Below are 26,973 nucleotides of genomic sequence, written 5' to 3'. Positions count from 1 at the left end.
AATCTGCCGTTACGGCCAGCCGAAGCCAACTGGCGGTTGCCCCTTCTTTCGTTGCACACTAAGGAGCCTCGCGTCCGCTTCACGCGGACCTAGGGGATTCTAGAGAAAGATTGTCATGATGAGCCAGACTTCCGCAGCCCTCGGTCGCATCCAGCCCTCCGCCACCCTGGCGATGAGCGCGCGCGTGAATGCCCTGAAAGCCGAAGGCGTGGACGTCATTGGCCTCTCCGCCGGCGAACCGGACTTCGACACGCCTGATTTCGTGAAGGAGGCGGGGATCGCGGCGATCCGCAAGAACCTTACCCGCTATACCGACGTGGACGGCACCGCCGACGTCAAGGAAGCCGTCGCCTTCAAGTTCAAGCGCGACAATGGCCTTATCTACAAGCGCAGCCAGATCAGCGTCAATTCGGGCGGCAAGCACACGCTGTTCAACGCGCTGGTCGCGACCGTCGACGTGGGCGACGAGGTCATCATTCCGGCGCCCTATTGGGTCAGCTATCCCGACATCGTGAACTTCGCGGGCGGCACGCCGGTCTTCATCGAGGCGCCGGCAAGCCAGGGCTACAAGATCACCGCCGCCCAGCTGGAAGCCGCGATCACGCCGAAGACCAAGTGGGTCATGCTGAACTCGCCTTCCAACCCGTCAGGCGCAGCCTATTCGGCCGAAGAGCTGAAGGCGCTGGGCGAAGTGCTGCTGCGCCATCCCCATGTGCTGGTGATGACGGACGATATGTATGAGCATGTCTGGTACGCGCCCACCCCCTTCGCCACCATCGCGCAGGTCTGCCCGGACCTCTACGACCGCACGCTGACGGTCAACGGCTGCTCCAAGGCTTTTTCCATGACGGGCTGGCGCATCGGCTTTGCCGGCGGCCCGGAATGGATCATCAAGGCGATGGGCAAGCTCCAGTCGCAATCGACCAGCAATCCCTGCTCGATCAGCCAGGCGGCCGCCGTCGCGGCGCTGACCGGCGACCAGGATTTCCTGGAAGAGCGCAACGCCGCCTTCAAGAAGCGCCGCGACATGGTCGTCGCCATGCTGAACGACGCACCGGGCCTGGACTGCCCGACGCCGGAGGGCGCCTTCTACGTCTATCCCGATGCCAGCGGCGTGATCGGCAAGACGACGCCCAAGGGACAGGTGATCGACAGCGACGAAGCGCTGATCGGCTATTTCCTGGACGAAGCGAAGGTCGCCGCCGTCCACGGCGCCGCCTTTGGCCTCTCCCCGGCCTTCCGCATCAGCTACGCGACTTCGGAAGAGGTGCTGCGCAAGGCCTGCACCCGCATCCAGGAAGCCTGCGCCGCTTTGAAGTGAGCCCTCTTCAATCCCCCCGGGCTTAGCCTGGAACGGGACCAGCGAAGCTGGAAGGGAAGGACCGGACGCCAAGTCCGTCCTTCCCCTCCCCCATCACCTCCATTTCGGAAACGGAAAATTTCTCCGGCGCCGTCTTGCAGATGGAGAGCGGGGGTCTATATCCCGTTTCGAACCGAAACTGGCCTTGCCCGACATCCATCGTCCCACATCGGACGTTGGTCGAAACTGCCCTGGCGCAGCGTTCATCCGGGACTAAGCCGCGCGACATTCATTTCCGCCCGCTTGCGGCGACCAAGACGACCGAAAGGAAGAACGCCATGTTGGCCTTCTTGAAATCCGACCTGTTCCTGCGCTTCATGGGCGGGTTCGCGATCGGCGCTATCGGGGTCTTCGTGCTTCAGCCGAACAGTGACGCGCCGCCGCTCACCAGTCCCGCCATGGCTGCATCCGCCCCGGCCGCCGGCGATGCGGCGCGCTGACGGCATCGCGCTTGCTTTTCTGGCGGCCCTGGCCGTCGCTTCCCCTTTGCGTGCCGAACGGCCGGTCCTCGCGCCCGCCCCGGCGGTCGACGCAGCCCCTGCCCGCAAGCTTGAAACCGCCATCTTCGCGGGCGGTTGCTACTGGGGCGTGGAAGGCGTCTTCTCCCATGTAAGGGGTGTCCGCCTCGCCGTCTCCGGATTCGCAGGCGGTCCTCGGGGCCGCAGGGTCGATTACGAACAGGTCAGCCAGGGCGATACCGGCTTTGCCGAAGCCGTTCGCGTCACCTACGATCCCCGGCAGGTCAGCTACGGCACGTTGCTGCGCATCTTCTTCTCAGTGATCGCGGACCCGACCACGCTCGACTATCAGGGCCCGGACCACGGCACCCAATATCGCAGCGCGCTATTTCCCCTGAATGCAGGGCAGGACAGGGCGGCCCGGGCCTATCTCGCCCAACTCGGTCAATCGGGCCTCTGGCGCGATCCCATCGTCACCCGAATAGAAGGCTTCACCGGCTTCCAGGATGCGGACCCCCATCATCAGGACTTCCTGACGAAGAACCCGCGCCATCCCTATATCCAGCGTTGGGACATGCCGAAGCTGGCCGCCCTCAAGACGATGTTTCCGGCATTCTACAGCGACCGCCCCTCTGCCTGAAAAGGGAGTTTTCATGAGCGACACCCACGGCCTCAAGCTGCTTTCGACCCTGGATGACGACGGCCGCCTGATCGTCGAACTGGCCGAAGAAACGCTCCCCGCTCCCACGGGCGATCAGGTGCTTGTCCGGGTGGAAGCCGCGCCGATCAACCCCTCCGACCTTGGGCTGCTGTTCGCTTCCGCCGATGTGGCAAATGCGGATTATGCCGAAGGCCGGATCGTCGCCCGCATGCCCGATCCCGCGCGCCGCGCGCTTGCGGGGCGGGTCGGCCAATCCATGGCCATCGGCAATGAAGGCGCGGGCACGGTCATCGCCGCGGGCGAGGCACCGGAAGCCCAGGCCCTGCTCGGCAAGCGGGTCGCGATGATCGGCGGCGGCATGTACGCGGAACATCGCTTGCTCGCCGCCAGCGGCTGCATGGTCCTGCCCGACGATGTCACCGCGGAGGAGGGCGCATCGGCCTTCGTCAATCCGCTGACGGCGCTTGGCTTCGTCGAAACCATGAAGCGCGAAGGGCATAAGGCGATCGTCCACACCGCCGCCGCGTCCAATCTGGGCCAGATGCTGGTGCGCATCTGCCAGGAGGACGGCATTCCGCTGGTCAATATCGTCCGCAATGAAGCGCAGGTGGCGATCCTCAGGGATCTGGGCGCGGAATATGTGCTGGACAGTTCCCGGGACGACTTTCTCGTCCAGCTTCAGGACGCGGTCGCCGCCACAGGCGCGTCCATCGCCTTCGACGCGATCGGCGGCGGCCATCTGGTCAGCCAGATCCTCCATGCCATGGAGCAGGCCGCGAGCAAGGACGCGCCCTATAGCCGCTATGGCTCGAACGTTCTGAAACAGGCCTATGTCTACGGTGCGCTGGACCTGTCGCCGACCATCCTGACGCGCAGCTTCGGCTTTGGCTGGAACGTCGGCGGCTGGCTGCTTTTTCCCTTCCTGCAAAGGACGGACGCGGAAACGGCCGAACGCCTGCGCCAGCGGGTGCGCGACGGTCTGACGACGACCTTTGCCAGCCATTACAAGGCGCGCATCTCCCTCAAGGAAGCGCTGACCCGCGACGCCGTGCTGACCTACAATGCCCGCCGCACGGGGGAGAAATATCTGATCGTCCCGAACGGCTGATGGCGGGCAGAGGGCAGCTGTCGCGCCCAACGCGACCCGGGGCGCCGCTTTTCTTCCGAAACGCAGACGTCTGAATGGCAGGCCCCCCCGGATCAAGTCCGGGGGTGACACGGAGGACGATGTCAGGAACCAGCCCTCAGAGCGCGCTGCGTCAATCAGGCGCAGGCCGCTCCAGATTTCTGTCGTCGCATCCTTTCAAGCAGAAAACCGGTTCCCATCCTTCGACAGGCTCGGGACAGGCATTTCTGCGCGATGCTCTACAGGCCGGTTCGCTCCCCTCTGCCGGCCGACCTCAATCTTCCGGCGCGATGGTGACGCGCAGGCCGTCCAGCGAATCGCTGAACGTCAGCTGGCAGGACAAGCGGCTGGTCTCGTTGCGATGGTCGGAGCTGTCGAGCAGGTCGTTCTCATCATCGCTGATCGGCGGCAGGTTGTCGGCAAAGGCCGGATCGACGAAGACGTGGCACGTCGCGCAGGAGCAGCAGCCGCCGCAGAGCGCCAGCAGTTCGTCAAAGCCGTTGTCGCGGATGATTTCCATCACGGAAAGGCCGTTCTCCGCCTCGACCGCCTGCTCTTCGCCCGAACGGTTGACCACAATCAGTTTCGCCATGTACCCAGGTCCCTCAAATTTTTCCCGCCGCTCATGTCGGACGGGCAACGGGAAATCAAGGGCCGGACGACAATTCATGGTAAATACAGCAGAAGAATTGCGGGCCAGCCTGGACGCCATCGCCGCGATGGAGCCCGGTTTCGCCGCAGCGATAGGCCGGGTCGGCTATCCGCCGCCCCGCATCCGCGAGCCGGGCTATGAAACCCTGCTGCGCACCATCGTCGGCCAGCAGGTGAGCGTCGCCGCGGCCGCAGCGGTCTGGCGCAAGCTGGAGGCGGAACTGGGCGCGGGCTGCGCGCCGGATGCCTTGCTCGTCCGCGATTTCGATACGCTGCGCGCCTGCGGCCTGTCGCGGCAGAAGCAGGGCTATGCCAGAAGCCTGGCCGAGCTGGTGGTCGGCGGCGGCATCGACCTGCACGACCTGCCGGACGATGATGAGGACGCCATTGCGCAACTGGTGCGGATCAAGGGGATCGGGCGCTGGTCGGCGGAAATCTACCTGCTGTTCGCGGAAGGACGGCCGGATGTCTGGCCGGCGGGCGATCTGGCCGTGCAGATCGAGATCGGACGGATATTGGGCCTGGCCGAACGCCCCAGCGAAAAGCTGACGCGGGAACTCGCCGAACGCTGGCGTCCCCATCGCGGCGCCGCGGCGATCATGGCCTGGCACCATTATAATACGGAGGTTTTGTAAGTGCCCCTGCCCCATGCCCGCTACATCGTCCTGGAACATGAGGGCGTCTGGAAGATCAATCTCGACAACCGCTATTACGGGCCGTTCGCGACGCGGGAGGAAGCGGTGGAAAACGCCACCGCGACAGCGCAGAAGGCCAGCGGCGCGGGCTATCCCGCCTCGGTCCTGCTGATGCAGGGCACGGCCTTCGAAACGCTCTGGACCAGCGTGCAGCCCGACAGCGCCTGAAAAATTTTTTCGCATCTGCGGGAACCGCCCCGCGATCCGCGCATTTAACGCCTCCGGTTGCGTGGACGTTGGGATGAGCAAAAAGGTTCTGATCGTAGAAGACGAGATTTTCGTCGCGCTGGAGATCGAGCATATCGTGGAGGATGCAGGCTTTACGGTCGGCGCCATCGCGGCCGATCGTCAGGCGGCGCTGGATGCGGCCGACGATTGCGATATCGCCCTTGTCGATCTCAATCTGCGCGACGGACCGACCGGCCCCGGCATCGGCGTCGAACTGGCCAGCCAATATGGCATACGGGTCATCTATGTGACGGCCAATCCCGCGCAGATCGGGGCGGCTTCCACCGCCGCGCTCGGCGTCATCACCAAGCCGTTCCGGGCGCACAGCATAGCCGAAACGCTGCATCTCGCCGCCACCGACCGACCGGAACTGGAGGCCGCCGAGATCGCGGGCTTCACCCCTTTCCTGCCGGCATCCGACTCATGGAGCGCGCTGGAATCCAGAGGCTGAGGCCAAGGCCTTCAGGTCGCCAGTCGCGCGTCATCCGCCCGCCCAGTTGCCGTTCGATGCTGAGCTGCATCAGCCGGCTGCCGAAGCCCTCATGCGTCGCCGGAAGCGCCGGCGGTCCACCCTCTTCCCGCCAGTCGATGCGGATGTCCTCGCCTTCCCTCCCCACGAGGATCGCAACCCCGCCCGAAGGAACGGAAAGCGCGCCATATTTGGCGGCATTGGTCGCCAGTTCATGGAACAGCAGCGCCAATGGCGTGGCGGAGCGGTCGTCTATCGCCGGATTATCGCCTGAGAAGCGTATGCGCGGCCCCAGCGCGTCGCGATAGGGCGCAAAAATCTGTTCCAATATGCCCCAAAGCCGACCCTCGTCCTGGTCCGGCTGCGAATTGGGGCCATGGGGCCGCACGAAATCATGGGCGCGTCCCAGCGCCATGATGCGGTCGCGCAGGTCGTCGGCCGCCGCGCGAATTTCGGGATGCTGGCGCGCCGACAGGCCGATCAGGCCGGAAATCACCGAAAAGATGTTCTTGATACGGTGGGAAAGTTCATGGGCGATGACCTCCCGCTCCTCCACCATCGCGATCTGGTCGTTGATGTCGGTGCAGGTGCCGATCCAGCGGGCGATCGCACCCTCCTCGTCCCGGATCGGCAGCGCGCGACCCAATGTCCAGCGATAATCGCCGCTATGATGGCGCAGCCGATATTCGATCTCATAGGGCTCGCCGGTCTTCAGCGAATGGCGCCAGCGTTCCCAGGCCCGCTCCTGATCCTCCGGATGGAACATGCCGTTCCATCCCTCGCCATCGGTCGATCCCAGGGGAACGCCGGTGAATTCGTACCAGCGGGCGTTATAATAGTCATGATAGCCGTCCGGCAGCGTCGACCAGACCATTTGCGGCATGGTGTCGGCCAGGGTCCGGAACATGCGATCGCTTTCCGCCACCGCCTGCGCATCCCTTTGCTGGCGGGCGATCACGTCGCGGTCGCGGCGACGGCCCTCCAGCTCGACCATGACCTGACGGGCCAGCAGGGAAATCCCCTGGCGCTGCACATCCGTCAGACCGTCACGCGGTCTGTCGTCGATGACGCATAGCGCGCCGAGCGAAGCCCCCTCGCCATCGATCAGCGGCGCACCGGCATAGAAACGGATGAAGGGCGCCCCGGTGACGAGCGGATTGTCGCGGAAATCGGGGTTCTGCGCAGTATCGGGCACCACGAAGATGCCGCTTCCCTGCATCGCATGGGCGCAGAAGGACATATCGCGCGGCGTTTCCTCCGCATCCAGCCCGGTGCGGGCCAGGAAGCGTTGGCGGTCATCCTCCACGATGCTGACCAGAGCGATGGGCGTCCCGCACAGCGCGGCGGCGAAGGCGGTGATCTGGTCGAGCGTGGCAAAGCCACCGGTATCGAGATCGTATCGCGCCAGCAACGCCGCGCGGTCCGTCTCGAGCCCGCGTCCTTCAGCCATCGCTGACGCGCTCTATGTCGGCGCCGACGGCGGAGAGCTTCTCCTCCAGCCGCTCATAGCCGCGGTCGAGATGATAGACGCGGTTGACCTGGGTCTCGCCTTCAGCGGCGAGGCCCGCGAGGATGAGGCTCATCGAGGCGCGCAGATCGGTCGCCATGACAGGCGCGCCGACCAGCCGATCAACGCCGCGCACCACCGCGGTGCGGCCATTGACGCCGATGTCTGCCCCCATGCGTGCCAGCTCCGGCACGTGCATGTAGCGATTCTCGAAGATCGTCTCGGTCAGCACCGACGCGCCGTCGGCCAGCGTCAGCATCGCCATGAACTGCGCCTGCATGTCGGTCGGGAACGCCGGGAAGGGCGCGGTCGAGATGGTAAGCGGGCGAAGCCGGCCGTCCGCCGACACCCTGATACCGTCCTTCAGTTCCTCGACATGAACCCCGGCGTCGCGCAGCGCGGCGAGGATGGCGTGCATGTCTTCGGCGCTGGCTCCGGCAAGTTCCAGCGAGCCGCCGGTGATCGCCGCGGCGCAGGCATAGCTGCCCGCCTCGATCCGGTCGGGCATCACGCTGTAGGTGGCGCCGTGCAGGCGGGGCTTGCCGTGAATGGTCAGCTTGTCGGTGCCCACGCCTTCAATGTCGGCGCCCATGGCGATCAGCAGGTTGCAGAGGTCGACGATCTCCGGCTCTCGCGCCGCATTTTCCAGGATGCAGACGCCCTTGGCCAGCACGGCGGCCATCAGCGCGTTCTCCGTCGCGCCGACGGACACCACGGGGAAGGTGTAGATGCCGCCGGGCAGGCCGCCGTCGGGCGAACTGGCGCGAACATAGCCCGCATTGATCTCTATGATCGCGCCGAAGGCCTCCAGCGCCTTCAGGTGCAGGTCGATCGGCCGGTTGCCGATGGCGCAACCGCCGGGCAGCGACACCCGCGCCTCGCCCGCGCGGGCGAGCAGCGGGCCGAGCACCAGGATCGATGCCCGCATCTTGCGCACGATGTCATAGGGCGCCTCGGTCGAGGTGACGCGGCCAGCGCGCAGGGTCATGACGCGGCCGAAATCCTCCGGCCGGGCGCCCTCGATCATGGTCGACACGCCGAGCTGGTTCAACAGATGGCCAAAGCTGTCGACATCCGCCAGCCGCGGCAGGTTGCGCAGCGTCACCGGCTCGTCGGTCAGCAGCGCGCAGGGCAACAGCGTGAGCGCGGCGTTCTTCGCGCCGGAAATGGGAAGGCGGCCGTTCAGCGCTTTGCCGCCGCGGATATGAATGCGGTCCATCGGCTGGGTTCTTAACGTTAATTACGGTTTCCGCAAGGCAGTCGGCACGACGGTTCCATCGCGGGCTTCTTTCTGCGCCGCCATGAAACATTTGTGCGTTCGCCCGCTCATTATTGATCGAGTTTAGTGCAGTTTGCGGAAATGCAGCCAAAAGACGCGTGGGGCGTTTTGCCATCGTAACGACAATGTAAGCAAAAAGGTGTTTTTGGTGGCAACAAGTTGTTTCGCGGACAGGTTGGCGAAGCATGTGCCCCTGTCCGATGCGGAGAAGAAGGCGCTTACAAGGCTGGAGGAAAATCCCCGCAAGGTGAAGCGCGGCGCGATGATCCAGCGCGTCAACGAAACGGTGACGGAACTGTTTGTCCTGCGCGAAGGACGGGTAATGAGCTTCGTGATCCTGCCCGATGGAAGCCGGCAGATCCTACGGGTCTATTTCCCGGGCGATTTCATCGGATCGGCCAGCACAATCTATAACCGCGCGCCGGAATCGCTGGTGGCGCTGTCGGATTCGATCATCTGTCCGTTCGACAAGCATGCTCTGCGCCGGCTGCTGGAGGAATATCCCCGCGTCGCCGCGTTGCTGTTCCTGCTTTCCAATGCGGAGCGGGTCGCGCTGACCGACCGGCTCGCTTCATTGGGACGCACCTCGGCCAAGGCGCGCGTGGCTTCCTTCCTGCTGGACATTTTCGATCGCCTTCGGGTGACGGACGACGGCATCACCGACAGCTTCGACCTGAAACTGACGCAGGAGGAGATCGGGGATGCCATCGGCCTCACCTCCGTCCATGTGAACCGGATGATCCGGCAGATGGAGCAGGAAGGGCTGATCAGCCGGGCCAATGGGCGGATCACCCTGCGCGACATGGCGCGGCTGGAAGAGATCGGCCATTATACCAACCGGCACAAGGATATGGACCTGGACTGGCTTCCGGGCATGGAATGAGAATGAACGCGACATGTTCCTGCGCAGGCAGGAACCCGGTTCGAACCGTCGGGCCGGGCCCTTCCTTCGCAGGGGCGCGCCGCTCAGCCTTGCCGGTTTGTCGTCAAGCCAGCAATTCCACATCCCAATAAAGCCAGTCGTGCCAGCTTTCGTGCAGATAGTTGGGCGGAAAGGCCCTGCCATGTTCCTGCAACTGCCAGCTCGTCGGGCGGATCGGCGTCACATGCAATTGCATATGCGCCTCCTTCGGCGTGCGGCCGCCCTTCTTGAGATTGCAGGGCGAGCAGGCCGTTGCGACATTTTCCCAGGTCGTCCGCCCGCCCGCCCGGCGCGGAATGACGTGGTCGAAGGTCAGGTCGTTCGGGGAACCGCAATATTGGCAGGCGAACTTGTCGCGCAGGAACAGGTTGAACCGGGTGAAGGCGGGATGTTCCGACGGCTTCACATATTGCTTCAGCGCGATCACCGAAGGTATCTGCATCTGAACGCTGGGGCTGTGCACCTGCCGCTCATAGCTGGCGACGATGTCCACCCGATCCAAAAAAACCGCCTTGATGGCGGTTTGCCAGGGCCAGAGGCTCAGCGGATAATAGCTTAAAGGCGTGTAGTCCGCGTTCAGGACCAAAGCCGGACAGTTTTCCGGATGTCGTATCAGGTCGGGATGGTACATATATTACCCTTCAACCCCCTTTCGCCACCGTCCTGATCGATCAGAAACGTGACGCCAGCATGACAGCATTAACACCCCTATCCCGTCAAGGGCCTGTATGACTCAATCGGCGCAGCCACAGCATATGGTGACTCGCTTCGCCCCGAGCCCCACGGGTAGGTTGCATGTCGGACACGCCTGGTCGGCGCTGCTGGCCATGGACCTGGTCCGGACGCGCGGCGGATACTTCCTCCTGCGGATCGAGGATATAGACGGCACCCGCAGCCGGCCGGAGCATGTCGCCGGCATAATCGAGGACCTGCGCTGGCTGGGCGTCGCCTGGGATGGGGACATCGTCTTCCAGTCGGCGCGGCTGGACCGGTATCAGGCGGCGCTGGAACGGCTGGAGGCCATGGGGCTGCTCTATCCCTGCTTCTGCACCCGCGCCGACATCGCCGCCAGCGCGACTGCGCCGCACGGGCCGGAGGGGCCCGTCTATCCCGGCACATGCCGCGGGCTGGATGATGCGGAACGGGCAAGGCGGATCGCATTGGGCGAGCCGCATGCCTGGCGGATCGACATGGCGCGGGCTGCCGCACGGGCAGGCCCGCTGCATTGGCGCGCCCTGCCCTTTCCGCCCGGGGAAGAAGCGGCGTCCTGCATCAGCGCCGAGCCGCTTGCCGCCGGGGATGTGGTGCTGGCGCGCAAGGATGCTCCCGCCAGCTATCATCTGTCCTGCACGCTGGACGATGCGGCGATGGGCGTGACCCATGTGCTGCGCGGCGACGATCTGCGCAGCGCGACCGACATCCACCGGCTGATCCAGACGCTGCTCGACCTTCCGTCCCCCATCTATGTCCACCATCCCCTGCTGGTCGGGCCGGACGGCCGGCGGCTCGCCAAGCGCGACGGGTCGATCGCCCTCGCCGATCTGCGCGCGGGGGGCATGGACCCACGGCGACTGGCCGACGATCTGCGCCATGCACGCTTTCCGATTGGCATTTCCCTGGCCAGCGCCTAGATTCAAGGCATGAACACGCTGCTCGTCATCGCCCTGATCCTGGCCATGGGCGCCACCCTGTTCGCATTGATCCGGGGGATCGTCGCCTTTCTTCAGGCGACCAAGGAACAGTTGAACTCGCCCGAGGGGGGGCCGAGCCCATCCAGCCTCAAGCAGAACAGGATGATGATGAACCGCATCCTGTTCCAGGCAGTGGCGGTGATCATCGTGGCGCTGTTGCTGCTGATGAAGGGCAACGGCTGAGGGTCCCGCCCGGCATGGTGAAGCTGAACAAGATCTACACCCGTACCGGGGACGCGGGGACGACAGGCCTGGTCGACGGGTCGCGCCTGCCCAAACATGCCCCGCGCATGCAGGCGGTGGGCGATGTCGATGAAGCGAACAGCGCCATCGGGCTTGCCATCGTCGCCATGAACGACAGGCCGGAGGCGGGCTGGCTGACCGCGATCCAGAACGACCTGTTCGATCTGGGCGCAGACCTCGCCACGCCCTTGCCGGAGGGAGAGGACGCTCCCTGGGCGCTGCGGATCGTCGCCTCCCAGGTCGAGCGGCTGGAGCGGCAGATCGACGCGATGAACGCCGATCTGGCGCCACTGGACAGCTTCGTCCTGCCAGGCGGGTCGCCTGCTGCCGCCGCCGTCCATCTGGCCCGCGCCGTCACGCGCCGCGCCGAACGCTCCGCCACGGCCGCGGCAGCCGACGTTGCGCTCAATGCGCAGGCACTGGCCTATCTCAACCGCCTGTCCGACCTGCTTTTCGTGCTGGCCCGGCGCCTCAACGGCAATGGAGCGGACGATGTGAAATGGGTGCCGGGCGCCTCCCGTTAACCGTTCGACTCATGCACGGCACGGTTCGTCCACGCGCCGGGCGTTAACCCTCTTCCTTCATCCCGCCTTTACACGCCGTCCCAATTTTGGCCCCCATTGCAATGACAGGGCCCCGGGATGCAATTCTACCTCGCGACCTCCTTCATCTTTCCCCGCTCCCTGCGGTTTCGCCTCTTCACCCTCTGCTTCGTGACCACCCACCTGCCGCTGCTCGGCTATATCGTCTGGGGCGTGACAACAGGACGTATCGCCTGGGCGGAGTTCATAGTCCTGACTTTGGCGACCATGGCGGGCGCGGCCGGGGCGCTGACGGGCATCGGCGCCCTGCTGGACCCGATCCATGCGCTGGCGGATGCGCTGAACCCGGTGGGGCAGCCCGGCCGGAAAAGCGGTGGGGCGACCTTGCCGGAAGTGGGGGACATTATTTCCAGGCTCTTCCACGGCGTGCGCGGAGCCGCCGCCGCTACGCGGGAACAGATCGACGAACTGAACATCGCCGCCAATGAGGACGCGCTGACCGGCATCGCCAATCGGCGCGGGTTCCTGGCGCAACTCGACGCGCTCCCGCTCGCCAAGCGCAGGGGCTGCATCGCGATCATCGATCTCGACCATTTCAAGCAGGTCAACGATATGCTCGGCCATGACGCGGGCGATCGCGTCCTGGCCGATTTCGCCACGCGCCTGTCGTCCCAGACCCGCCGCATCGACATCATCGCCCGTTGGGGTGGCGAGGAGTTCGCGATCTTCTATCAGGACGCGATGGAGGATGAGGCGAGCTGGTCGCTGGCCCGCATTGCGGAACGGATGCGGCGGGAGCCCGTGGGCACGGCGAACGAGCAGCCGATCACCTTCTCCGCCGGGCTATGCGCATGGCGCGGCGGGCCGGTGATGGCCGCCATCGGCAAGGCCGACGAGGCGCTCTACCGTGCAAAGAAGTCAGGCCGTGACCAGATCCAGCGGGCGGAGAGGCCATCCGCACCCGCTTATGGTTAGGTGCCCACAGACAGTTCGGGCGGAGCCTGCTTCCAGACCCCGCCCGACTAATGTCACCGAAGAATGGCGACCTTATTTCGGCGCCAGCACCATCAGCATCTGGCGGCCTTCCATACGCGGATAGGCTTCGACCTTCGCGATCTCGCCCACATTCTCCGCCACGCGCTGGAGCAGTTGCATGCCAAGCTGCTGGTGCGACAATTCACGGCCACGGAACCGCAGGGTGATCTTCACCTTGTCGCCTTCACCGATAAAGTCGTGGACCTTCTTCATCTTCGTATCATAATCATGATCGTCGATGTTCGGACGCATCTTGATCTCCTTGATCTCCTGCGTCCTCTGGGTCTTGCGGGCGAGGTTCGCCTTCTTCTGCGCCTCGTACTTGTACTTGCCGATGTCCAGGAACTTGCACACCGGCGGATCGGCGTTGGGCGACACCTCGACCAGGTCCAGCCCGATCTCATAGGCGCGCTCGATCGCTTCCTGCGTATACATCACGCCCAGATTTTCGCCTTCGTCATCGATCACGCGCACCTTGGGCACGTTGATGAACTCGTTGTAACGGGGACCGGACTTCGGCGGCGGCGCCATGGGACGGCGCATCATCGGGGGACGTATAGTGGCTTCTCCTATGGTAGTTGATAGATCGACTCTGGCGGCCCTTTAGCGCAAAGCCGAAAGGGGCGGCAAGCCCGCAATCGCGGATTTGCCGGCCCCATGTGGCATTGCTGCCTCACTGCATATCGGGTGCCTTCGCCTCCTTTACAAGACGGGCGATGATGTCGTCGACAGAAAGGACGCTCTGCCCCTCCTTGCCCAGCTCGCGCAGCGCCACCGTGCCCTCGTCCGCCTCCCGGCGGCCGACGACCAGCAGATTCGGCACTTTTGCAAGGCTGTGCTCGCGCACCTTATAGTTGATCTTCTCGTTGCGGACGTCGGTTTCCGCCCTGATGCCAGCCGCCCGGAGCTTCTTCACCACCTGGCCTGCATAGCCGTCCGCATCGGACACGATGGTCGCCACCACCGCCTGCACCGGCGCCAGCCAGAGCGGGAAACGGCCCGCATAATGTTCGATGAGGATGCCTATGAACCGCTCATAGGAACCGAAGATCGCGCGGTGGAGCATCACCGGCCGGTGCCGCTCGCCATCTTCGCCAATATAGGAGGCGTCGAGTCGCTCCGGCAATACCCGGTCCGACTGGATCGTCCCCACCTGCCAGGTCCGCCCGATCGCGTCGGTCAGATGCCATTCCAGCTTGGGCGCATAGAAGGCGCCTTCGCCCGGCAGTTCCTCCCAGCCATGTTCGGGCGTGTTGAGCCCCGCCGCCGCCACCGCGTCGCGCAATTCATTTTCCGCCTGATCCCACATCTCGTCGCTGCCGAAGCGCTTTTCGGGGCGCAGGGCAAGCTTGATCGAATAGGTGAAGCCGAAATCCCTGTAGATCCGATCCGCCAGCGCACAGAAGGCGCGCACTTCCTCCACGATCTGGTCCTCGCGGCAGAAGATATGCGCGTCGTCCTGCGTGAACTGGCGCACACGCATCAGCCCGTGCAGCGCCCCATGCGGTTCGTTGCGATGGCAGCAGCCATTCTCGTAGAAGCGCAGCGGCAGGTCGCGATAGCTCTTGATCCCCTGACGGAAGATCAGGACATGCGCCGGGCAGTTCATCGGCTTCAAAGCCATCCAGTCGGCATCGTCCGACACCAGCGGCCCTTCATCCTCGACATTCGGCACTTCGTCGGGGATGACGAACATATTCTCGCGATATTTGCCCCAATGGCCGGACGCTTCCCACTGGCGCGCGTCCATCACCTGCGGCGTCTTGACCTCACGATAGCCCGCATCGTCGATGGCGCGGCGCATATAGGCTTCCAGAGCCCGCCAGATGATATAGCCCTTGGGGTGCCAGAAGACCGATCCATGCGCCTCCTGCTGGAGGTGGAACAGGTCCATCTCCGCGCCCAGCTTGCGATGGTCGCGCTTGGCCGCTTCTTCCAGCCGCGTCAGATGCGCATCGAGCTGCTTCCTGTTGAGCCAACCGGTGCCATAGACGCGGCTCAGCATCGCATTCTTCTGATCGCCGCGCCAATAGGCGCCCGACACGCGGGTCAGCTTGAACGCCGCCGGATCGAGTTTGCCTGTCGAGGCCAGATGCGGCCCCCGGCACATGTCGAGCCAGTCGCCCCCCGACCAATAGACGGTCAGTTCCTCGCCCTCGGGAAGCTCAGCGGCCCATTCGGCCTTGAACGTCTCGCCCTCTGCCCGCCAGCGCGCGATCAGGTCCTCGCGCTTCCACACCTCGCGGCGCAGCGGCTTGTCGGCGGCGATGATCTCCCGCATCTTCGCCTCGATGGCGGGCAGGTCTTCCTCCGTGAAAGGCCGCGGCTTTCCTTCGATGACGGGGGGCGCGAAGTCATAATAGAAGCCATCGTCCGTCGCCGGGCCGAAGGTGATCTGCGTCCCCGGAAACAGCGCCTGCACCGCTTCGGCCAGCACATGGGCGAAGTCGTGCCGGGCCAGTTCCAGCGCATCGGCCTCATCCTTCGACGTCACCAGCGCCAGTTGCGCATCGGCCTCCAGCGGGCGCATGATGTCGCGCAGTTCGCCATCGACCCGCGCGGCGATGGCCGCCTTGGCCAGCCCCGGCCCGATCGCCGCCGCAATGTCCGCCGGGGTAGTGCCGGGCGCGACTTCACGCACGGAACCATCGGGCAGGGTTATCTTGAGCATGGCGGACACGGAGGGTCTTTCTGTTGAAATGGCAGGTTGCGCAGCCGAAAAAAGCCGCGCCTTCCCCATAAATGGGCCGCCCGCCCTGTCAATAGAAGCCCTCTTGCCAGCGCATCGCGATCAGCGCATGATGTATGTGTTGTTATATCATTATTTCAACAGGAGGGATGCATATGGCCTTGAGCTTCGCAAGACCCCGGCCGGGCGACGGGGAAACGCCGATGTCGGACATGAACACAACGCCGCTGATCGACGTGATGCTGGTGCTGCTGATCATGTTCATCATCACGATCCCGATCCAGACGCACAGCGTCGGCGTCGACCTGCCGCAAACTCCCAAGGAACTGACGCCGCCGCCGGTCGACACGGTCAAGAACAGGGTCGGCATCGACGCCGACGGCACTATCCGCTGGAACGGCGGGGCCGTCGACCGGCTGACGCTCCGCCAATATCTCGCCGCCTCGCTGCGCCTGCCTGCCGAACCGGAACTCCAGTTCCAGCCCGATGCCGGCGCGCGTTACGTGACCGTGGATGAGGTGCTGGCCGACATCCGCCGCTCAGGCGTGACGAAGCTCGGCTTCATCGGCAATGAGCGCTACGCCAGCTTTTGATCGGCCGTAAAAAATGACGATCCGCGTGATTTCAGGGGGATAGCATTCCATATGGCCATGAAACCCCTTGACCAACGGTCCCCGGCATAGTCTTCTCCCACCGGGGACCAAGGGGGGCATCATGGATCAGGAACGCATTGGCGGCGACGGCTTCGCTTTTGAGGGCAATTGGCGCGACTATGCGCCCATTGCCTTCACCAACCTGCTGCTGACGATCGTCACGCTAGGCATATACCGCTTCTGGGCGACAACGCGCACGCGGCGCTATCTCTGGGCGAACACGCGCTTCATCGACGACCGGCTGGAATGGACGGGAACGGGCAAGGAACTGTTCCTCGGCTTCCTGATGGTGCTGGCGCTGATCGGCCTGCCGTTCCTCTTCCTTCAGTTCGGCGCGCAGGCCCTCGTCCTTCAGGGGCATGGCGGCATGGCCGCGATACTGACGCTCGCGGCGTTCGTGACGATCTTCTACATGGTCGGTCTCGCCCGCTTCCGCGCGCTGCGCTACCGGCTCAGCCGGACATGGTGGCACGGCATCCGGGGCGGCAGCGACGATCAGGGCTTCGGCTACGGCATTTCCTATATGTGGAAGTCGGCGGTGGGCAGCCTGGCGCTGGGCCTGCTCGTCCCCTGGTCGATGATGTCGCTGTGGAACGAACGCTGGAACAAGATGAGCTTCGGCCCGCACAGTTTCGAATCGGCAGGCGATCACGGCCCGACCTTCCGGCGCTTCCTGCTCTTCTACCTCCTGCCGATCCTGCTGTTCGTGGGCGGAGGCGCAATGGTCGCGATGGCGGGCTTTCCGGGACAGGACGGTGCCGGCTCCCGCATGGCCGGGGCCATCTTCGGCATCATCGCGTTCGTGCTGACCTTCTATCTGGGTCTCGGCCTCATCGCGCTCGCCTTCTACGCGAGTTTCTTCCGTGAAGCGGTGGAGGGGCTGTCGCTCACGGGCCTCGACTTCCATTTCTACGCGCGGACCAAAGACTGGATATGGCTTTTCCTGGGTGACATTGCGCTGGTCCTCTGCACGATCGGCATCGGGTCGATCTTCCTGCAATACCGGCACTGGAAGTTCTTCGTGACCCATATGGGCGTGACCGGCACGATCTATACCGACGAACTCACACAGTCGCAGACGAAGACCAGCCGCCATGGCGAGGGCCTGCTCGACGCGCTGGACGTCGGCGCTTTCTGAACCGCATGTCGGACTTCCGGCTCTGGCATTATGACGGCGCGTCGGCGGTCCGACGCAATGTCCTGCTTCGTACCGCCGGCACCGGCTTCGTGCTGGAGGAGCCGGAGAGCGGCTGGACAGGCCTGCCCATAGACTGGAGCGACCTTACCGTCATCGGCCTGCAGGACGACCGTTCGGCCTATGGCCATAAGGCGATCCCCGGCTGGCGTCTGGGCTTTTCCGGCGAAGCGCCTCCCGACATCGCCGCCCATCTGCCGACGGGCGAACGCTATGGCCGCTGGATCGATCGCTTCGGCCTGTGGCCGGCGGCGGGAATCTTCACCGTCGCCGCCGCGCTCATCGTCTGGGGGGCGCTCGAAGCACCCGCCGTCATCGCCCCGCTCGTCCCGCAAAGCTGGGAGAACCGCATGGGCGATGCCATGGTGGGCGATTTCGGCGGGCGGTTCTGCCACACACCGGCAGGCGATGCCGCGCTCGAACGGCTGGCGGCGCGGATCGACCCCGGCCATGAGGCCCGCGACATTTCGCTCGCCAACATTCCCATGGTGAATGCGGTGACATTGCCGGGGGGAAGGATCATCCTCTTCGATGGCCTGGTCCAGCAGGCAAAGTCCGCCGATGAAGTCGCGGGCGTGCTCGGCCATGAACTGGGCCATGTGCGCCACCGCGACACGATGACAGGCCTCATCCGCCAGCTTGGCCTCAGCGTCGTGCTGGGCGGCGCGGGGGGCAATGCCGGCAATTATCTGAACGGCGTGCTGTCGCTGAGCTATGGCCGCGGCGCGGAAAGCGCTGCGGACGGCGTCGCCATCGACCAGATGCGCGGCGCCGGGATTTCGCCTGCCGCGACGGCCGCCTTCTTCGACCGGATCGGCGGCAAGGACGAGGGCACGGAAGCGCGGGCGATAAGCTGGCTTTCCTCCCATCCCCTCTCCGCCGAACGCCGCCGCCGCTTCGCCGCTGCCGTGGAGCCGGAGACATCCTACCGCCCGGCGTTGGACCAGGCACAATGGCAGGCGCTGCGCGCTTCCTGCGCCAGCGATCCGAAGGTCGCCAAATTCTGGGGCAAACCCTTTTAGGGTACATGGGCTCGGATTGTTTAAATCAGCCAGCCCCACCATCCATGCGAACGCAAAAAAGCGGCCTGTTGCCAGGCCGCTCTTTCAAGCGAACGAAGCAAGCCGAATCAGGCCGCGGCAGCGGCCTTCTTCTTCGCGATGTCGCGCTTCAGGCGGCGAGCCTTCAGCGACAGCTTGTCGTCGCTGGTCTTCAGCAGCCAGTTGTCCAGGCCGCCATTATGCTCGACCGAACGCAGACCATGGGTCGACACGCGCAGCTTCACGGTCGTTTCCAGCGCTTCGGAGATCAGCGACACGTTCTGCAGGTTGGGCAGGAACACACGCTTGGTCTTGTTATTGGCGTGGGAAACATTGTGACCCACCTGGCGGCCCTTGCCGGTCAGCTCGCAAATGCGCGACATAGTCAATCAACCTTGTAATTCGGGTTCGTTCGGAAAGCGGCGCCGATAACGGGATTCCCGACGCTCGTCAACCCGCCCAGCGCCTTTCGGGGCCGCAACCCTTTCCGACTCATGAGCGTTGACGGGCCATAAGCCAAAGGAGGCGGAAATGCGATTCATTGGTGGCCTGTTGCTGATCGTCCTGCTGGTTCTGGCCGGCGGAATTGCCACCGGCTTCATCGACCTGCAGAAAACGCAGGAGGGACGGCTGCCGGAAATCGCGGTCAAGGGCGGCTCCCTGCCCAAATATGAGGCCAGCGTGGCCAGGGTCGAGGTCGGCAAACGCAAGGAGACGGTCGAACTGCCGACAGTGGACGTACAGAAGCCCTGAGGCCTGTTCTGACAGCGGGATAGCGAGGCATTACAGCCCCTCCCCCAAAGCTCCGTCATCCTGTATGGGCGAAGCCATGTCCTCGCCCTTCCCCCTGCCCGATCCGATGCGGCGTGCGCTCGATCTCGCTTATGCCGCCGCCGGAGCGGGAGAGGTGCCCATCGGCGCGGTCGTCACCCTCGACGGCCGCATCATCGGTGAAGGGGAAAATCGCAACCGGCGCGACAATGATCCCACCGCCCATGCCGAAATGGTCGCGATCCGCGCCGCGGCAACCCATCTGGGCGACTTCCGCCTCTCCGGCTGCGACCTCTGGGTAACATTGGAGCCGTGCGCCATGTGCGCCGGGGCGATCTCCCACGCCCGCATCGCCCGCCTCTATTATGCCGTGGCGGACCCCAAGGGCGGCGCGATCGAACAGGGGCCCCGCCTCTTCACGCAACCGCAATGCCTCCACCGGCCAGAGGTCTATGGCGACCTCGCCGCCGCGGAAGCATCAACGCTGCTCAAGGCTTTTTTTCTCGCCCGGCGCTGAATAGTCGATGCGGTAGAGCGTGTAGGGCAGCGTCATCCCTGTCCTCAACGGCACCGGCTTCAGCCAGCCGGGCACCTCGCCCCGCATCAGACCGGCATAAAAGCCCCTGGGGCTGCGCGACTGATAGATGGTGCCCTCGGGAAAGCCGGGGCAGACCAGCAGATAGGTGGCATGGTGCTTCGCCGCGATCGGCCGGAACGCGTCGGCAGGGCCGTCATAGGCATGGTGCATGTCGAGGATCGTCGCGCCGTTGCGGTGATAAGGGCCTGCCACGGCGCTGTGGTGCGTCGCGACGATCAGGCGCGGTCCCAGGTCGACCATGGTGAAGATGGTGGCGGGCGGCAACTGGTCGAGCACCTGCAGCGCCGGCAGGGTGCGGCACCGGCCATTGGCCTTGTCGATGGCCTTGCGACGCAGCTGTGCCGTCGGCCTTTGCGGCTTGGGCTGTTCGCCCGTCGCCTTGACCCAGAGCTGGTTCAACTGCGGATAAAGCGGCGTTGCAAAGGCTGCCCCGGCGAGCACAGCCGCGCCCAGCGCCGCGGCCAGACGGGCGGCGGGCCGCCCCGTCTCGATCAGGCACAGCAGCCGATAGGCGGCCCAGGCGGCGGGCGGTATGGCCAGCAATTGCGCCGCCGGTCCGGCGCGAAGCTGCCAGAAGAGCAGCGCGGTGGAAAAGAGCATCATCAGGCCTACGGTGGCCCAGGCCCAGAGCCGGTCGGCGTCCCTGCGCGCGTCCCACAGCGCCCAAAGCAGGCCGATCAGGCCAGCCGCCGGAATGGCCATCAACGGCACCACCAGGCTGCGCGCCTGCACGGTGATCGGCTTGGCTTCGCGGATATTGACCAGCCACAGCTTCTCCAGCTCGGGCGAGATCTGATAGGCGCCCGACAGGCATTGCGGCCAGTTCATCCAGGCGAAGGCCGCCACCGCCGCTCCGACCAGTACCCCCGCACCCAGCCGCGCCGGCCAGCTCTTGAGCGGGAGCAGCGCCAGCAGCACCATCCCGGCCGACGCAACCGCGAAGATCGCCACCCAGATGGGCGAGATTGCGTCGCATACCATTTCCCGGTTGGCGTAGCTGGCGAACAGCACGAACAGCAGCGACGTCGCTCCGCCAAGGCTGATCGCATAAGGCAGCATCCGCCGGGCCGCGCCGTCCTTGAACACCCAGCGCATCGCGATCAGCGCGCCGCCTGCCGCCAGATAGACGATCATTTCCATGCCGATGGTGATGGACAGCGCGCTGCTCACGCCCGCGACGATGCCGCCGCGCAGCCAGTTGCGGTCGACCACGCCCGCCAGCATCAGGACGGTGAAGGCCAGTTGCCAGCCATGATGGTCGATCCGCATCGGCAGGAACATGCTGATGCCCATCTGCGCGGCGAAGGGCGCCACCGCCGCCAGGAACCAGCTATTCCCCCCCGCCAGCCTTCGCGCGATGAAGCCAAGGCCCAGCATCAGCGGCAGCATCGGCAGCATCGGCGCAATGCCGCAGGCCAGCCGGTCGGCCAGCCCCTGGTCCAGGAAAGCGCGGAAGAACAGCATCAGCGCGGCCAGCGGCAGGTCCACCAGCCGCGACCAGTGGATATTGAACCCGGCGGGCGGATCCAGCCGATATTGCCGCAGGTCGTACCATGACTGCCCGGCCAGCCAGTCCTTCACCTGCAGATAGCGGATATTGTCGTCCGTATCGCTGAGCGTCAGCCAATGGATCTGCGGCCAGCGCGTGGCGATCATATAGGCCATGGCGCCGATCCACAGCAGGACGGTCAGCCACTTCCAGTTGCGCTCCGCATAGCCGGAGAATTGCGCCGCGACAGGGGCGACATGAGCGCGCAGGACAGACCAGCTTTGCAGTTTCATGGTGGCTCGATTAGAGGGTCCGCATCAAAGCGCAACGGGGCGGCATGAAAATCCTTCATATCTTCACACCGGAAAAGCAGGCGCTGTTCTGGCAGATCGTCCGTTACGGCCTGACCGGGCTGTTCGTGACCGCCTGTCAGGCGACGATCTACTGGACGCTGGCCGCGCCGGTCAGGCTGCATCCGCAAGTCGCCAACGGCATCGGCTATCTGGCGGCGGTGGCGGTCGGCTATGTCACGCACAGCAGCTTCACCTTTCGTGGGCATGGCGGGCGCGACAACCAGGCGGCGCGGGGGGTCCGCTTCGTCGCGGTGTCGCTGGTGAGCTATGCGCTGAACGCGCTATGGGTGTGGTTGTGCGTGACCCATATGCAATGGCCGGAATGGTCGCCCATCCCGGCCATGCTGTTCGTAACCCCGGCGGTGGTTTTCGGGCTTAATCGGCAATGGGTGTTTCGGTGAAGGAGTAAGCGTCGGAACGGAGGGCGATTACCAGCGGCCTGCCGTCCGGATGCTCGTTTCGCTCGCTGCCCACCCCCGGCCCCTCCCGCTTGCGGGAGGGGAGGTTGTTAATGCACGAACCGCGCCACCACATCGCGATAGGACCGACTGACCTTCACCTGCGCGCCCGATTCCAGCACCAGGAAGCATTCGCCATTGGTATGCGGCTTCACCTGCCGCACCTGGCTCAGATTCACGATGGTCGAGCGGTGCACGCGCTGGAAATTGCGGGGGTCGAGCCGCTTTTCGAGGTCCTTCATCGTCTCGCGCAGGATCAGCGAATTGTCGGCGGTATAAATGCACATATAATCGCCCGCCGCATCGATCCGCTCGATGGAATCGACATCGACGCGGAAAATCTGCCCGCGATCCTTGATGTTGATCAGCTTCTCGAAGCGATTGGCGGCCGGCGCGTCGCCATCGCCCGAAAAATCGTTCATCGCATCGGGCGCTACCTCGGCCAGCACTTCGCGCAGCTTTTCCACTTCCTGCACCTGACGCTTTTCCGAAAGCCGCTGCCGCACCCGGTCGAGCGCGTCGGCCAGCCGGCCTTCCTCGACGGGCTTCATCAGATAATCGACCGCCTGCGCCTCGAAGGCGCGGATCGCATGGTCGCTATAGGCGGTGCAGAAGATGAAAAGCGGCGGCTCGATCTCCATCAGCCCCTGCACGACGGAAAATCCGTCGAAACCGGGCATTTGAATGTCAAGGAACACAAGGTCGGGCTTATGCGTCTTTATGGCGCGGATCGCTTCCCGGCCGTTGGAACAGGTTTCTACGATTTCGACATCCTCATGCGCTTCCAGACGCAGCTTGAGGCCTTGGATAGCCAGGCTTTCGTCGTCGACGAGGATTGTTCTGATGGTCATGCGGCCACTCTCGATGGTTCATCCAGGTTAAGCGGTATTTCGATCAGGACCGAAAAGCCGCCAGGCGTGGAACGCGTTTCGAAGCTCTGTCGTTCCCCGAAGGCCTGAATCAGCCTGTCGCGGATGTTCGCCAGACCGACGCCCGTTCCTTCGCTGGCCGGATTGTTCGGGCGGGTGAACCCCTCATTCAATCCCGGACCCGTATCGGATACGATGATCCGGACGTTTTCACCGGCAGGCTGCGCCGTGACGGAGATTTCCGCGCCCTCTTCCTTGGGCGTCACGGCATATTTGATCGCATTTTCGACCAAAGGTTGCAGCAGGAGAGAGGGGAGGCGCGATTGCGAGACCGCCGGATCGATGTTGAAGACCGGCCGCAGCCGATCCTCGAACCGCATCTTCTCGATCTCCAGATACAGCTTCAGCGTCTCGATCTCCTGCTCGATCGTCACCTGCGCGGTCGGCTCGTTGATCAGCGTATAGCGCAGGAAGGAGGACAGGCGGGACAGCATGGCATTGGCCCGGTCGGTCTGCTTCAGCAGCACCAGCGTCGAGATCGAGTTCAGCGTATTGAACAGGAAATGCGGGTTGAGCTGATAGCGCAGCATCGCAAGTTGCGCGCTGGACGCCTGATTCTCCAGCCGCAGCAACTGGTCCGCCTGCTCCTCCACCGTCAGGTAGAAGTTGATCGCATAATATAGCGCCGACCATGCCCCCAGCAATGTCATGCTGAGATAGAAGGCGCCCAGGAACAGTTGCAGCCCCGCCGTGTCGCTGCCCCGATTCTGGGTGGAGAAGACCCAGGCGTCGATAAATGCGACCAACCCCGCCGCGACCACCACCGTGACGATGGAGGCGCCCCAGGTCACGATGGGCCGCTGCCGCTGGAGGAAGCGGAACACTACCGCGATCAGCAGCGTCACCGAATAGCCCGACACGGTCGAGATCATCACCGGGATCAGGCTGGAAAGCGGCTGCCCATTGGCGATGGTCGAGGAACCGCGCAACAGGAAGGCGCCGGCCCACCCCACGGACTGGAGGTTCCAAAAGGCGCGGTTCTTGTCCGCGAAGAAAGGCTGGGGCTGGAAACGATGAACCGACATTATCGCCAGCCTAAAGCATCAGGCAAAAAAGTGGGAACCGGTTTTTTGCGGCCGGTACGTGATCGATGAAAAAATGAAACACAAAGGGGGCTCGCCATGCTGGAACGAATTCAGCATGGCCGACCGATTCAAAGCGCGCATTATCGTCAGGCAGCCGCCGCTTCCTGAGTCACCGGCGTCTCCTCATCGACGCACAACCAGATCAGATCGCTCGGCTCCAGCGCGCGGCCGTCATGGGCCTGGATGGTCATCTTGCGGATCGGCTGCCGGTCGCGGCTGTCGGCCAGCACCTGGCAGGAGATGGGACCGCAGCCCCATTTCTCACCCCATTGGCGCAGCGCGATCATCGCAGGCGCCAGATCCTGTCCCTTGTCGGTCAGGCGATATTCCACCTTGCGCCGGTCGCATTGCATCGGCTGACGCACCATGATGCCGTTTTCCACCAGCCGCGCGAGCCGATTCGCCAGGATGTTGCGGGCAATGCCGAGGGTCGACTGAAACTCCTCGAAATGCCGGATTCCCGACAGAGCGCCCCGCAAGATGAGGAACGACCAGCGTTCTCCCATCGCCTCCAATGCGCTGGGCAGCGCGCATTGTTCCAGATCCTGCGCCAGATTATGTGTCATCGTCTTCATTTGATAGCTCAAAGCCACCCGCGTTGCAAAAGCGCATCGCTATTCACCTAAGATGGGATTTTTTTGTTGCACAGCAAGGGGCATCGCGGACAATCGCAACAGGATGCTACGCCAATACGAACTTGTTGAACGGGTAAAGCGCTACGATCCGGATGCGGACGAAGCGATGATCAACCGCGCCTATGTCTTTTCCGTCCAGAAGCACGGGTCTCAGAAGCGCGCCAGCGGCGACCCCTATTTCAGTCATCCCATCGAAGTCGCCGGCATATTGACCGATTTCAACCTGGACGATCAGACCATCGTGACCGCGCTGCTGCACGACACGATAGAGGATACGCTCGTCACCTATGAGGAGATCGAGCACGCCTTCGGCAAGGACGTCGCCCGGATGGTCGACGGCGTCACCAAGCTCAGCAAGATCGAGGCCATGTCCGAAAATGAGCGGGCCGCGGAGAATCTGCGCAAATTCCTGCTCGCCATGTCGGACGACATCCGTGTGCTGCTGGTGAAGCTGGCCGACCGGCTGCACAACATGCGCACGCTGCACTTCATCAAGAATGAGCAGAAGCGCCGCCGCATCGCCCGCGAGACGATGGACATCTACGCCCCGCTGGCGGAGCGAATCGGCATGTACGACTTCATGCGCGAGATGCAGTTGCTGGCCTTCCGCGAGCTGGAGCCGGAAGCCTATGACAGCATCACCAAACGGCTGGAGCAACTGAAGGAAGGCGGCCATGACAAGGTCGACCGGATCGGCGCGGAACTGCAATTGCTGCTGGGCGGCAAGGGGCTGCCGGTCACGGTCTCGGGCCGCGAGAAGCATCCCTATTCCATCTGGAAGAAGATGCAGGAACGCCATATCAGTTTCGAACAACTGACCGACGTCATGGCCTTCCGCGTCATCACCGAGACGACGGAGGACTGCTACCGCGCATTGGGCGTCATCCACCAGACCTACAAGATGGTGCCGGGGCGGTTCAAGGATTACATCTCCACGCCCAAGCGCAACGGCTACCGCTCGCTGCACACCACCGTCATCCATCAGGACAATGCCCGCATCGAGGTGCAGATTCGCAGCCGCGACATGCACCATGACGCCGAACTCGGCCTCGCCGCGCATTGGGCCTATAAGCAGAAGGGCGACGCCACCGACCACCATGCAGCCTGGCTGCGCGACCTGGTCGAAATCCTGGAGCAGAGCCAGGATGCGGACGAACTGCTCGAACATACCCGCATGGCGATGTATCAGGACCGCATCTTCGCCTTTTCCCCCAAGGGCGAGCTGCACCAGTTGCCCAAGGGGTCGACGCCGGTCGACTTCGCCTATGCCGTGCACACCTCGCTCGGCAACCAGACGGTCGGCGCCAAGGTCAATGGCCGGGTCGTGCCGCTGCGCACGACGCTGGAGAATGGCGATCAGGTGGAGATCCTGAAATCCGAAGGACAGGAGCCGCAGCCCGGCTGGCTGACCTTCGCCATCACCGGCAAGGCCCGCGCCGCCATCCGCCGCTATATCCGCCAGAAGCAGCGCGGCGAGGAAGTCGCTCTGGGCGAGAAGCTCTATGAGGAAATCATCGGCCGCTTCTCCCCCGAACTGGCAAGCGAACTGGGCGACAAGGCATTGAAGGCGGCGTTGAAGCGCCTGAAGCTGGACGACCGCGCATCCCTGATGGTCGCCATCGCCACCCATCGCCTGCTCGATTCGGAGGTGATGGAGGCGCTCATTCCCGGCTCCACCAGCGTGGAGGGCATGGAGGAAGCCCATCCGCGCCAGCACGCTCCGGTATCGATCCGCGGCCTGACGCCCGGCATCGCCTATAATCTGGGCGACTGCTGCCACCCCGTCCCCGGCGACCGCATCGTCGGCGTCCGCCGCACCGGCGAACCGATCGAGGTCCACACCATCGATTGCCGTTCGCTGGAGGCGGGACAGGATGACGACTGGGTGGATTTAAGCTGGGACAGCAGGTCCAAGGGCGGCACCGCACGGCTTCAGGTGATCGTCAAGAACCAGCCGGGCGCGCTGGCGGCCGTCACCAACGTTTTCGGCGCGACCAAGGCGAACATCCTCAACCTGCAACTGGTGAACCGCGAAGGCCCCTTCCACACCGACATCATCGACCTGGAAGTCGCCGACGCCCAGCATCTGAACCGCATCCTCTCCGCCCTGCGCGGCCTCGACACGGTGGTGCAGGCGGATCGGGTCTAGGCAGTAGTGACATTTTAGGGATTCACGACGGTTTGGATTTGTGATTCAAGGCTGGCTTTTGG

Annotated in this window: 30 protein-coding genes; 19 read left to right on the top strand and 11 right to left on the bottom strand. The window is 64.2% G+C overall.

The window, feature by feature from the left end; all coding sequences use genetic code 11:
- Positions 1 to 118 precede the first annotated feature (118 nt).
- The 4 genes from TZ53_RS13070 to TZ53_RS13055 all read left to right on the top strand — a co-directional run bounded on the left by TZ53_RS13070 (position 119) and on the right by TZ53_RS13055 (position 3,587).
- Positions 119 to 1,321: a pyridoxal phosphate-dependent aminotransferase gene (locus tag TZ53_RS13070; protein WP_044661548.1), complete on the top strand. Its 1,203-nt coding sequence runs from the start codon at positions 119 to 121 to the stop codon at positions 1,319 to 1,321.
- A gap of 317 nt (positions 1,322 to 1,638) precedes the next feature.
- On the top strand, positions 1,639 to 1,800 hold the full coding sequence (locus TZ53_RS27165) for a hypothetical protein (protein WP_165363330.1): 162 nt from the start codon (positions 1,639 to 1,641) through the stop codon (positions 1,798 to 1,800).
- A complete protein-coding gene (msrA, locus tag TZ53_RS13060; RefSeq protein WP_044661546.1) occupies positions 1,787 to 2,458 on the top strand; it encodes a peptide-methionine (S)-S-oxide reductase MsrA in 672 nt (223 codons plus the stop codon). The genes TZ53_RS27165 and msrA overlap by 14 nt, the downstream gene beginning before the upstream one ends.
- A gap of 13 nt (positions 2,459 to 2,471) precedes the next feature.
- Positions 2,472 to 3,587, top strand: a complete 1,116-nt coding sequence (locus TZ53_RS13055) for a zinc-binding dehydrogenase (RefSeq protein WP_044661545.1) — start codon at positions 2,472 to 2,474, stop codon at positions 3,585 to 3,587.
- Between the two features lie 292 nt (positions 3,588 to 3,879).
- Here the strand turns inward: TZ53_RS13055 and TZ53_RS13050 are convergent, their stop codons facing one another.
- Positions 3,880 to 4,197, bottom strand: a complete 318-nt coding sequence (locus TZ53_RS13050) for a 2Fe-2S iron-sulfur cluster-binding protein (RefSeq protein ID WP_025549918.1) — start codon at positions 4,195 to 4,197, stop codon at positions 3,880 to 3,882.
- A gap of 76 nt (positions 4,198 to 4,273) precedes the next feature.
- Here TZ53_RS13050 and TZ53_RS13045 point away from each other — a divergent pair, with 76 nt between their 5' ends.
- The 3 genes from TZ53_RS13045 (at position 4,274) to TZ53_RS13035 (ending at position 5,630) form a co-directional block, all read left to right on the top strand.
- Complete coding sequence (locus TZ53_RS13045) at positions 4,274 to 4,891, top strand: DNA-3-methyladenine glycosylase family protein (protein ID WP_044661544.1); 618 nt, start codon at positions 4,274 to 4,276, stop codon at positions 4,889 to 4,891.
- Positions 4,892 to 5,119, top strand: coding sequence for a hypothetical protein (locus TZ53_RS13040; RefSeq protein ID WP_044661543.1), 228 nt, complete (start codon positions 4,892 to 4,894; stop codon positions 5,117 to 5,119).
- 73 nt (positions 5,120 to 5,192) lie between these two features.
- On the top strand, positions 5,193 to 5,630 hold the full coding sequence (locus TZ53_RS13035; RefSeq protein ID WP_044661542.1) for a response regulator: 438 nt from the start codon (positions 5,193 to 5,195) through the stop codon (positions 5,628 to 5,630).
- Here the strand turns inward: TZ53_RS13035 and TZ53_RS13030 are convergent.
- Both TZ53_RS13030 and murA read right to left on the bottom strand, forming a co-directional pair.
- Entirely contained in the window at positions 5,575 to 7,098 is a 1,524-nt protein-coding gene (locus TZ53_RS13030; RefSeq protein ID WP_044661541.1) for a sensor histidine kinase, read from the bottom strand. The genes TZ53_RS13035 and TZ53_RS13030 overlap by 56 nt on opposite strands.
- Complete coding sequence (gene murA / locus TZ53_RS13025) at positions 7,091 to 8,374, bottom strand: UDP-N-acetylglucosamine 1-carboxyvinyltransferase (RefSeq protein ID WP_044661540.1); 1,284 nt, start codon at positions 8,372 to 8,374, stop codon at positions 7,091 to 7,093. The genes TZ53_RS13030 and murA overlap by 8 nt, the downstream gene beginning before the upstream one ends.
- A gap of 205 nt (positions 8,375 to 8,579) precedes the next feature.
- Here murA and TZ53_RS13020 point away from each other — a divergent pair, with 205 nt between their 5' ends.
- The gene (locus TZ53_RS13020; RefSeq protein WP_044661539.1) at positions 8,580 to 9,317 is read left to right on the top strand and encodes a Crp/Fnr family transcriptional regulator; all 738 of its coding nucleotides are present in this window, start codon (positions 8,580 to 8,582) and stop codon (positions 9,315 to 9,317) included.
- 103 nt (positions 9,318 to 9,420) lie between these two features.
- Here TZ53_RS13020 and TZ53_RS13015 read toward each other — a convergent pair whose 3' ends face one another.
- On the bottom strand, positions 9,421 to 9,987 hold the full coding sequence (locus TZ53_RS13015) for an HNH endonuclease (protein WP_025549923.1): 567 nt from the start codon (positions 9,985 to 9,987) through the stop codon (positions 9,421 to 9,423).
- Between the two features lie 97 nt (positions 9,988 to 10,084).
- Here TZ53_RS13015 and gluQRS point away from each other — a divergent pair, with 97 nt between their 5' ends.
- The 4 genes from gluQRS (at position 10,085) to TZ53_RS12995 (ending at position 12,807) form a co-directional block, all read left to right on the top strand.
- Positions 10,085 to 10,987 (top strand): tRNA glutamyl-Q(34) synthetase GluQRS, encoded by a 903-nt coding sequence (gene gluQRS, locus TZ53_RS13010; protein WP_083198971.1) that lies wholly within the window; start codon positions 10,085 to 10,087, stop codon positions 10,985 to 10,987.
- 9 nt (positions 10,988 to 10,996) lie between these two features.
- Entirely contained in the window at positions 10,997 to 11,230 is a 234-nt protein-coding gene (locus TZ53_RS13005) for a twin transmembrane helix small protein (protein WP_025549925.1), read from the top strand.
- Between the two features lie 14 nt (positions 11,231 to 11,244).
- Positions 11,245 to 11,814 (top strand): cob(I)yrinic acid a,c-diamide adenosyltransferase, encoded by a 570-nt coding sequence (locus TZ53_RS13000; protein ID WP_044661537.1) that lies wholly within the window; start codon positions 11,245 to 11,247, stop codon positions 11,812 to 11,814.
- 117 nt (positions 11,815 to 11,931) lie between these two features.
- The gene (locus tag TZ53_RS12995) at positions 11,932 to 12,807 is read left to right on the top strand and encodes a GGDEF domain-containing protein (protein WP_044661536.1); all 876 of its coding nucleotides are present in this window, start codon (positions 11,932 to 11,934) and stop codon (positions 12,805 to 12,807) included.
- A 72-nt stretch (positions 12,808 to 12,879) separates the two neighbouring features.
- Here the strand turns inward: TZ53_RS12995 and infC are convergent, their stop codons facing one another.
- Together infC and thrS are read right to left on the bottom strand one after the other, a co-directional pair.
- A complete protein-coding gene (gene infC, locus TZ53_RS12990; RefSeq protein WP_013039295.1) occupies positions 12,880 to 13,413 on the bottom strand; it encodes a translation initiation factor IF-3 in 534 nt (177 codons plus the stop codon).
- A gap of 127 nt (positions 13,414 to 13,540) precedes the next feature.
- Positions 13,541 to 15,538 carry a threonine--tRNA ligase gene (thrS, locus tag TZ53_RS12985; RefSeq protein WP_044661535.1) on the bottom strand — a complete coding sequence of 666 codons (1,998 nt, stop codon included), beginning with the start codon at positions 15,536 to 15,538 and terminating at the stop codon, positions 13,541 to 13,543.
- Positions 15,539 to 15,711: 173 nt separating this feature from the next.
- On the opposite strand from thrS, the gene TZ53_RS12980 reads away from it, so the two are divergent.
- From TZ53_RS12980 to TZ53_RS12970, 3 genes are all read left to right on the top strand, one after another.
- Entirely contained in the window at positions 15,712 to 16,149 is a 438-nt protein-coding gene (locus TZ53_RS12980) for an ExbD/TolR family protein (RefSeq protein ID WP_044661534.1), read from the top strand.
- 121 nt (positions 16,150 to 16,270) lie between these two features.
- Positions 16,271 to 17,347 carry a YjgN family protein gene (locus TZ53_RS12975; protein WP_025549930.1) on the top strand — a complete coding sequence of 359 codons (1,077 nt, stop codon included), beginning with the start codon at positions 16,271 to 16,273 and terminating at the stop codon, positions 17,345 to 17,347.
- A gap of 5 nt (positions 17,348 to 17,352) precedes the next feature.
- Positions 17,353 to 18,426 (top strand): M48 family metallopeptidase, encoded by a 1,074-nt coding sequence (locus TZ53_RS12970; protein ID WP_044661533.1) that lies wholly within the window; start codon positions 17,353 to 17,355, stop codon positions 18,424 to 18,426.
- A gap of 107 nt (positions 18,427 to 18,533) precedes the next feature.
- On the opposite strand, the gene rpmB is transcribed toward TZ53_RS12970, so the two are convergent.
- Positions 18,534 to 18,827: a 50S ribosomal protein L28 gene (rpmB, locus tag TZ53_RS12965; RefSeq protein WP_025549932.1), complete on the bottom strand. Its 294-nt coding sequence runs from the start codon at positions 18,825 to 18,827 to the stop codon at positions 18,534 to 18,536.
- Positions 18,828 to 18,975: 148 nt separating this feature from the next.
- Here rpmB and TZ53_RS12960 point away from each other — a divergent pair, with 148 nt between their 5' ends.
- Entirely contained in the window at positions 18,976 to 19,197 is a 222-nt protein-coding gene (locus TZ53_RS12960) for a hypothetical protein (RefSeq protein WP_025549933.1), read from the top strand.
- A 76-nt stretch (positions 19,198 to 19,273) separates the two neighbouring features.
- Positions 19,274 to 19,732 carry a nucleoside deaminase gene (locus tag TZ53_RS12955; protein WP_044663033.1) on the top strand — a complete coding sequence of 153 codons (459 nt, stop codon included), beginning with the start codon at positions 19,274 to 19,276 and terminating at the stop codon, positions 19,730 to 19,732.
- On the opposite strand, the gene TZ53_RS12950 is transcribed toward TZ53_RS12955, so the two are convergent.
- Positions 19,694 to 21,595 carry a hypothetical protein gene (locus tag TZ53_RS12950; RefSeq protein WP_044661532.1) on the bottom strand — a complete coding sequence of 634 codons (1,902 nt, stop codon included), beginning with the start codon at positions 21,593 to 21,595 and terminating at the stop codon, positions 19,694 to 19,696. The two genes, TZ53_RS12955 and TZ53_RS12950, sit on opposite strands and share 39 nt — an antisense overlap.
- Before the next feature lie 44 nt (positions 21,596 to 21,639).
- On the opposite strand from TZ53_RS12950, the gene TZ53_RS12945 reads away from it, so the two are divergent.
- Positions 21,640 to 22,056, top strand: a complete 417-nt coding sequence (locus TZ53_RS12945; protein ID WP_044661531.1) for a GtrA family protein — start codon at positions 21,640 to 21,642, stop codon at positions 22,054 to 22,056.
- Between the two features lie 107 nt (positions 22,057 to 22,163).
- Here the strand turns inward: TZ53_RS12945 and TZ53_RS12940 are convergent, their stop codons facing one another.
- From TZ53_RS12940 to TZ53_RS12930, 3 genes are all read right to left on the bottom strand, one after another.
- Complete coding sequence (locus TZ53_RS12940) at positions 22,164 to 22,964, bottom strand: LytR/AlgR family response regulator transcription factor (RefSeq protein WP_044661530.1); 801 nt, start codon at positions 22,962 to 22,964, stop codon at positions 22,164 to 22,166.
- Entirely contained in the window at positions 22,961 to 24,067 is a 1,107-nt protein-coding gene (locus TZ53_RS12935; RefSeq protein ID WP_044661529.1) for a sensor histidine kinase, read from the bottom strand. The genes TZ53_RS12940 and TZ53_RS12935 overlap by 4 nt, the downstream gene beginning before the upstream one ends.
- Positions 24,068 to 24,213: 146 nt before the next feature.
- Positions 24,214 to 24,693, bottom strand: a complete 480-nt coding sequence (locus TZ53_RS12930; protein WP_025549937.1) for a winged helix-turn-helix transcriptional regulator — start codon at positions 24,691 to 24,693, stop codon at positions 24,214 to 24,216.
- A 112-nt stretch (positions 24,694 to 24,805) separates the two neighbouring features.
- On the opposite strand from TZ53_RS12930, the gene TZ53_RS12925 reads away from it, so the two are divergent.
- Complete coding sequence (locus TZ53_RS12925; protein WP_044661528.1) at positions 24,806 to 26,911, top strand: RelA/SpoT family protein; 2,106 nt, start codon at positions 24,806 to 24,808, stop codon at positions 26,909 to 26,911.
- The last annotated feature ends 62 nt before the right edge of the window (positions 26,912 to 26,973 follow it).

Origin of the sequence: Sphingobium sp. YBL2 (assembly GCF_000943805.1) — a bacterium.
Taxonomy (GTDB): Bacteria; Pseudomonadota; Alphaproteobacteria; order Sphingomonadales; family Sphingomonadaceae; genus Sphingobium; species Sphingobium fuliginis.
This window is presented reverse-complemented; position numbering and strand designations above follow the sequence as displayed.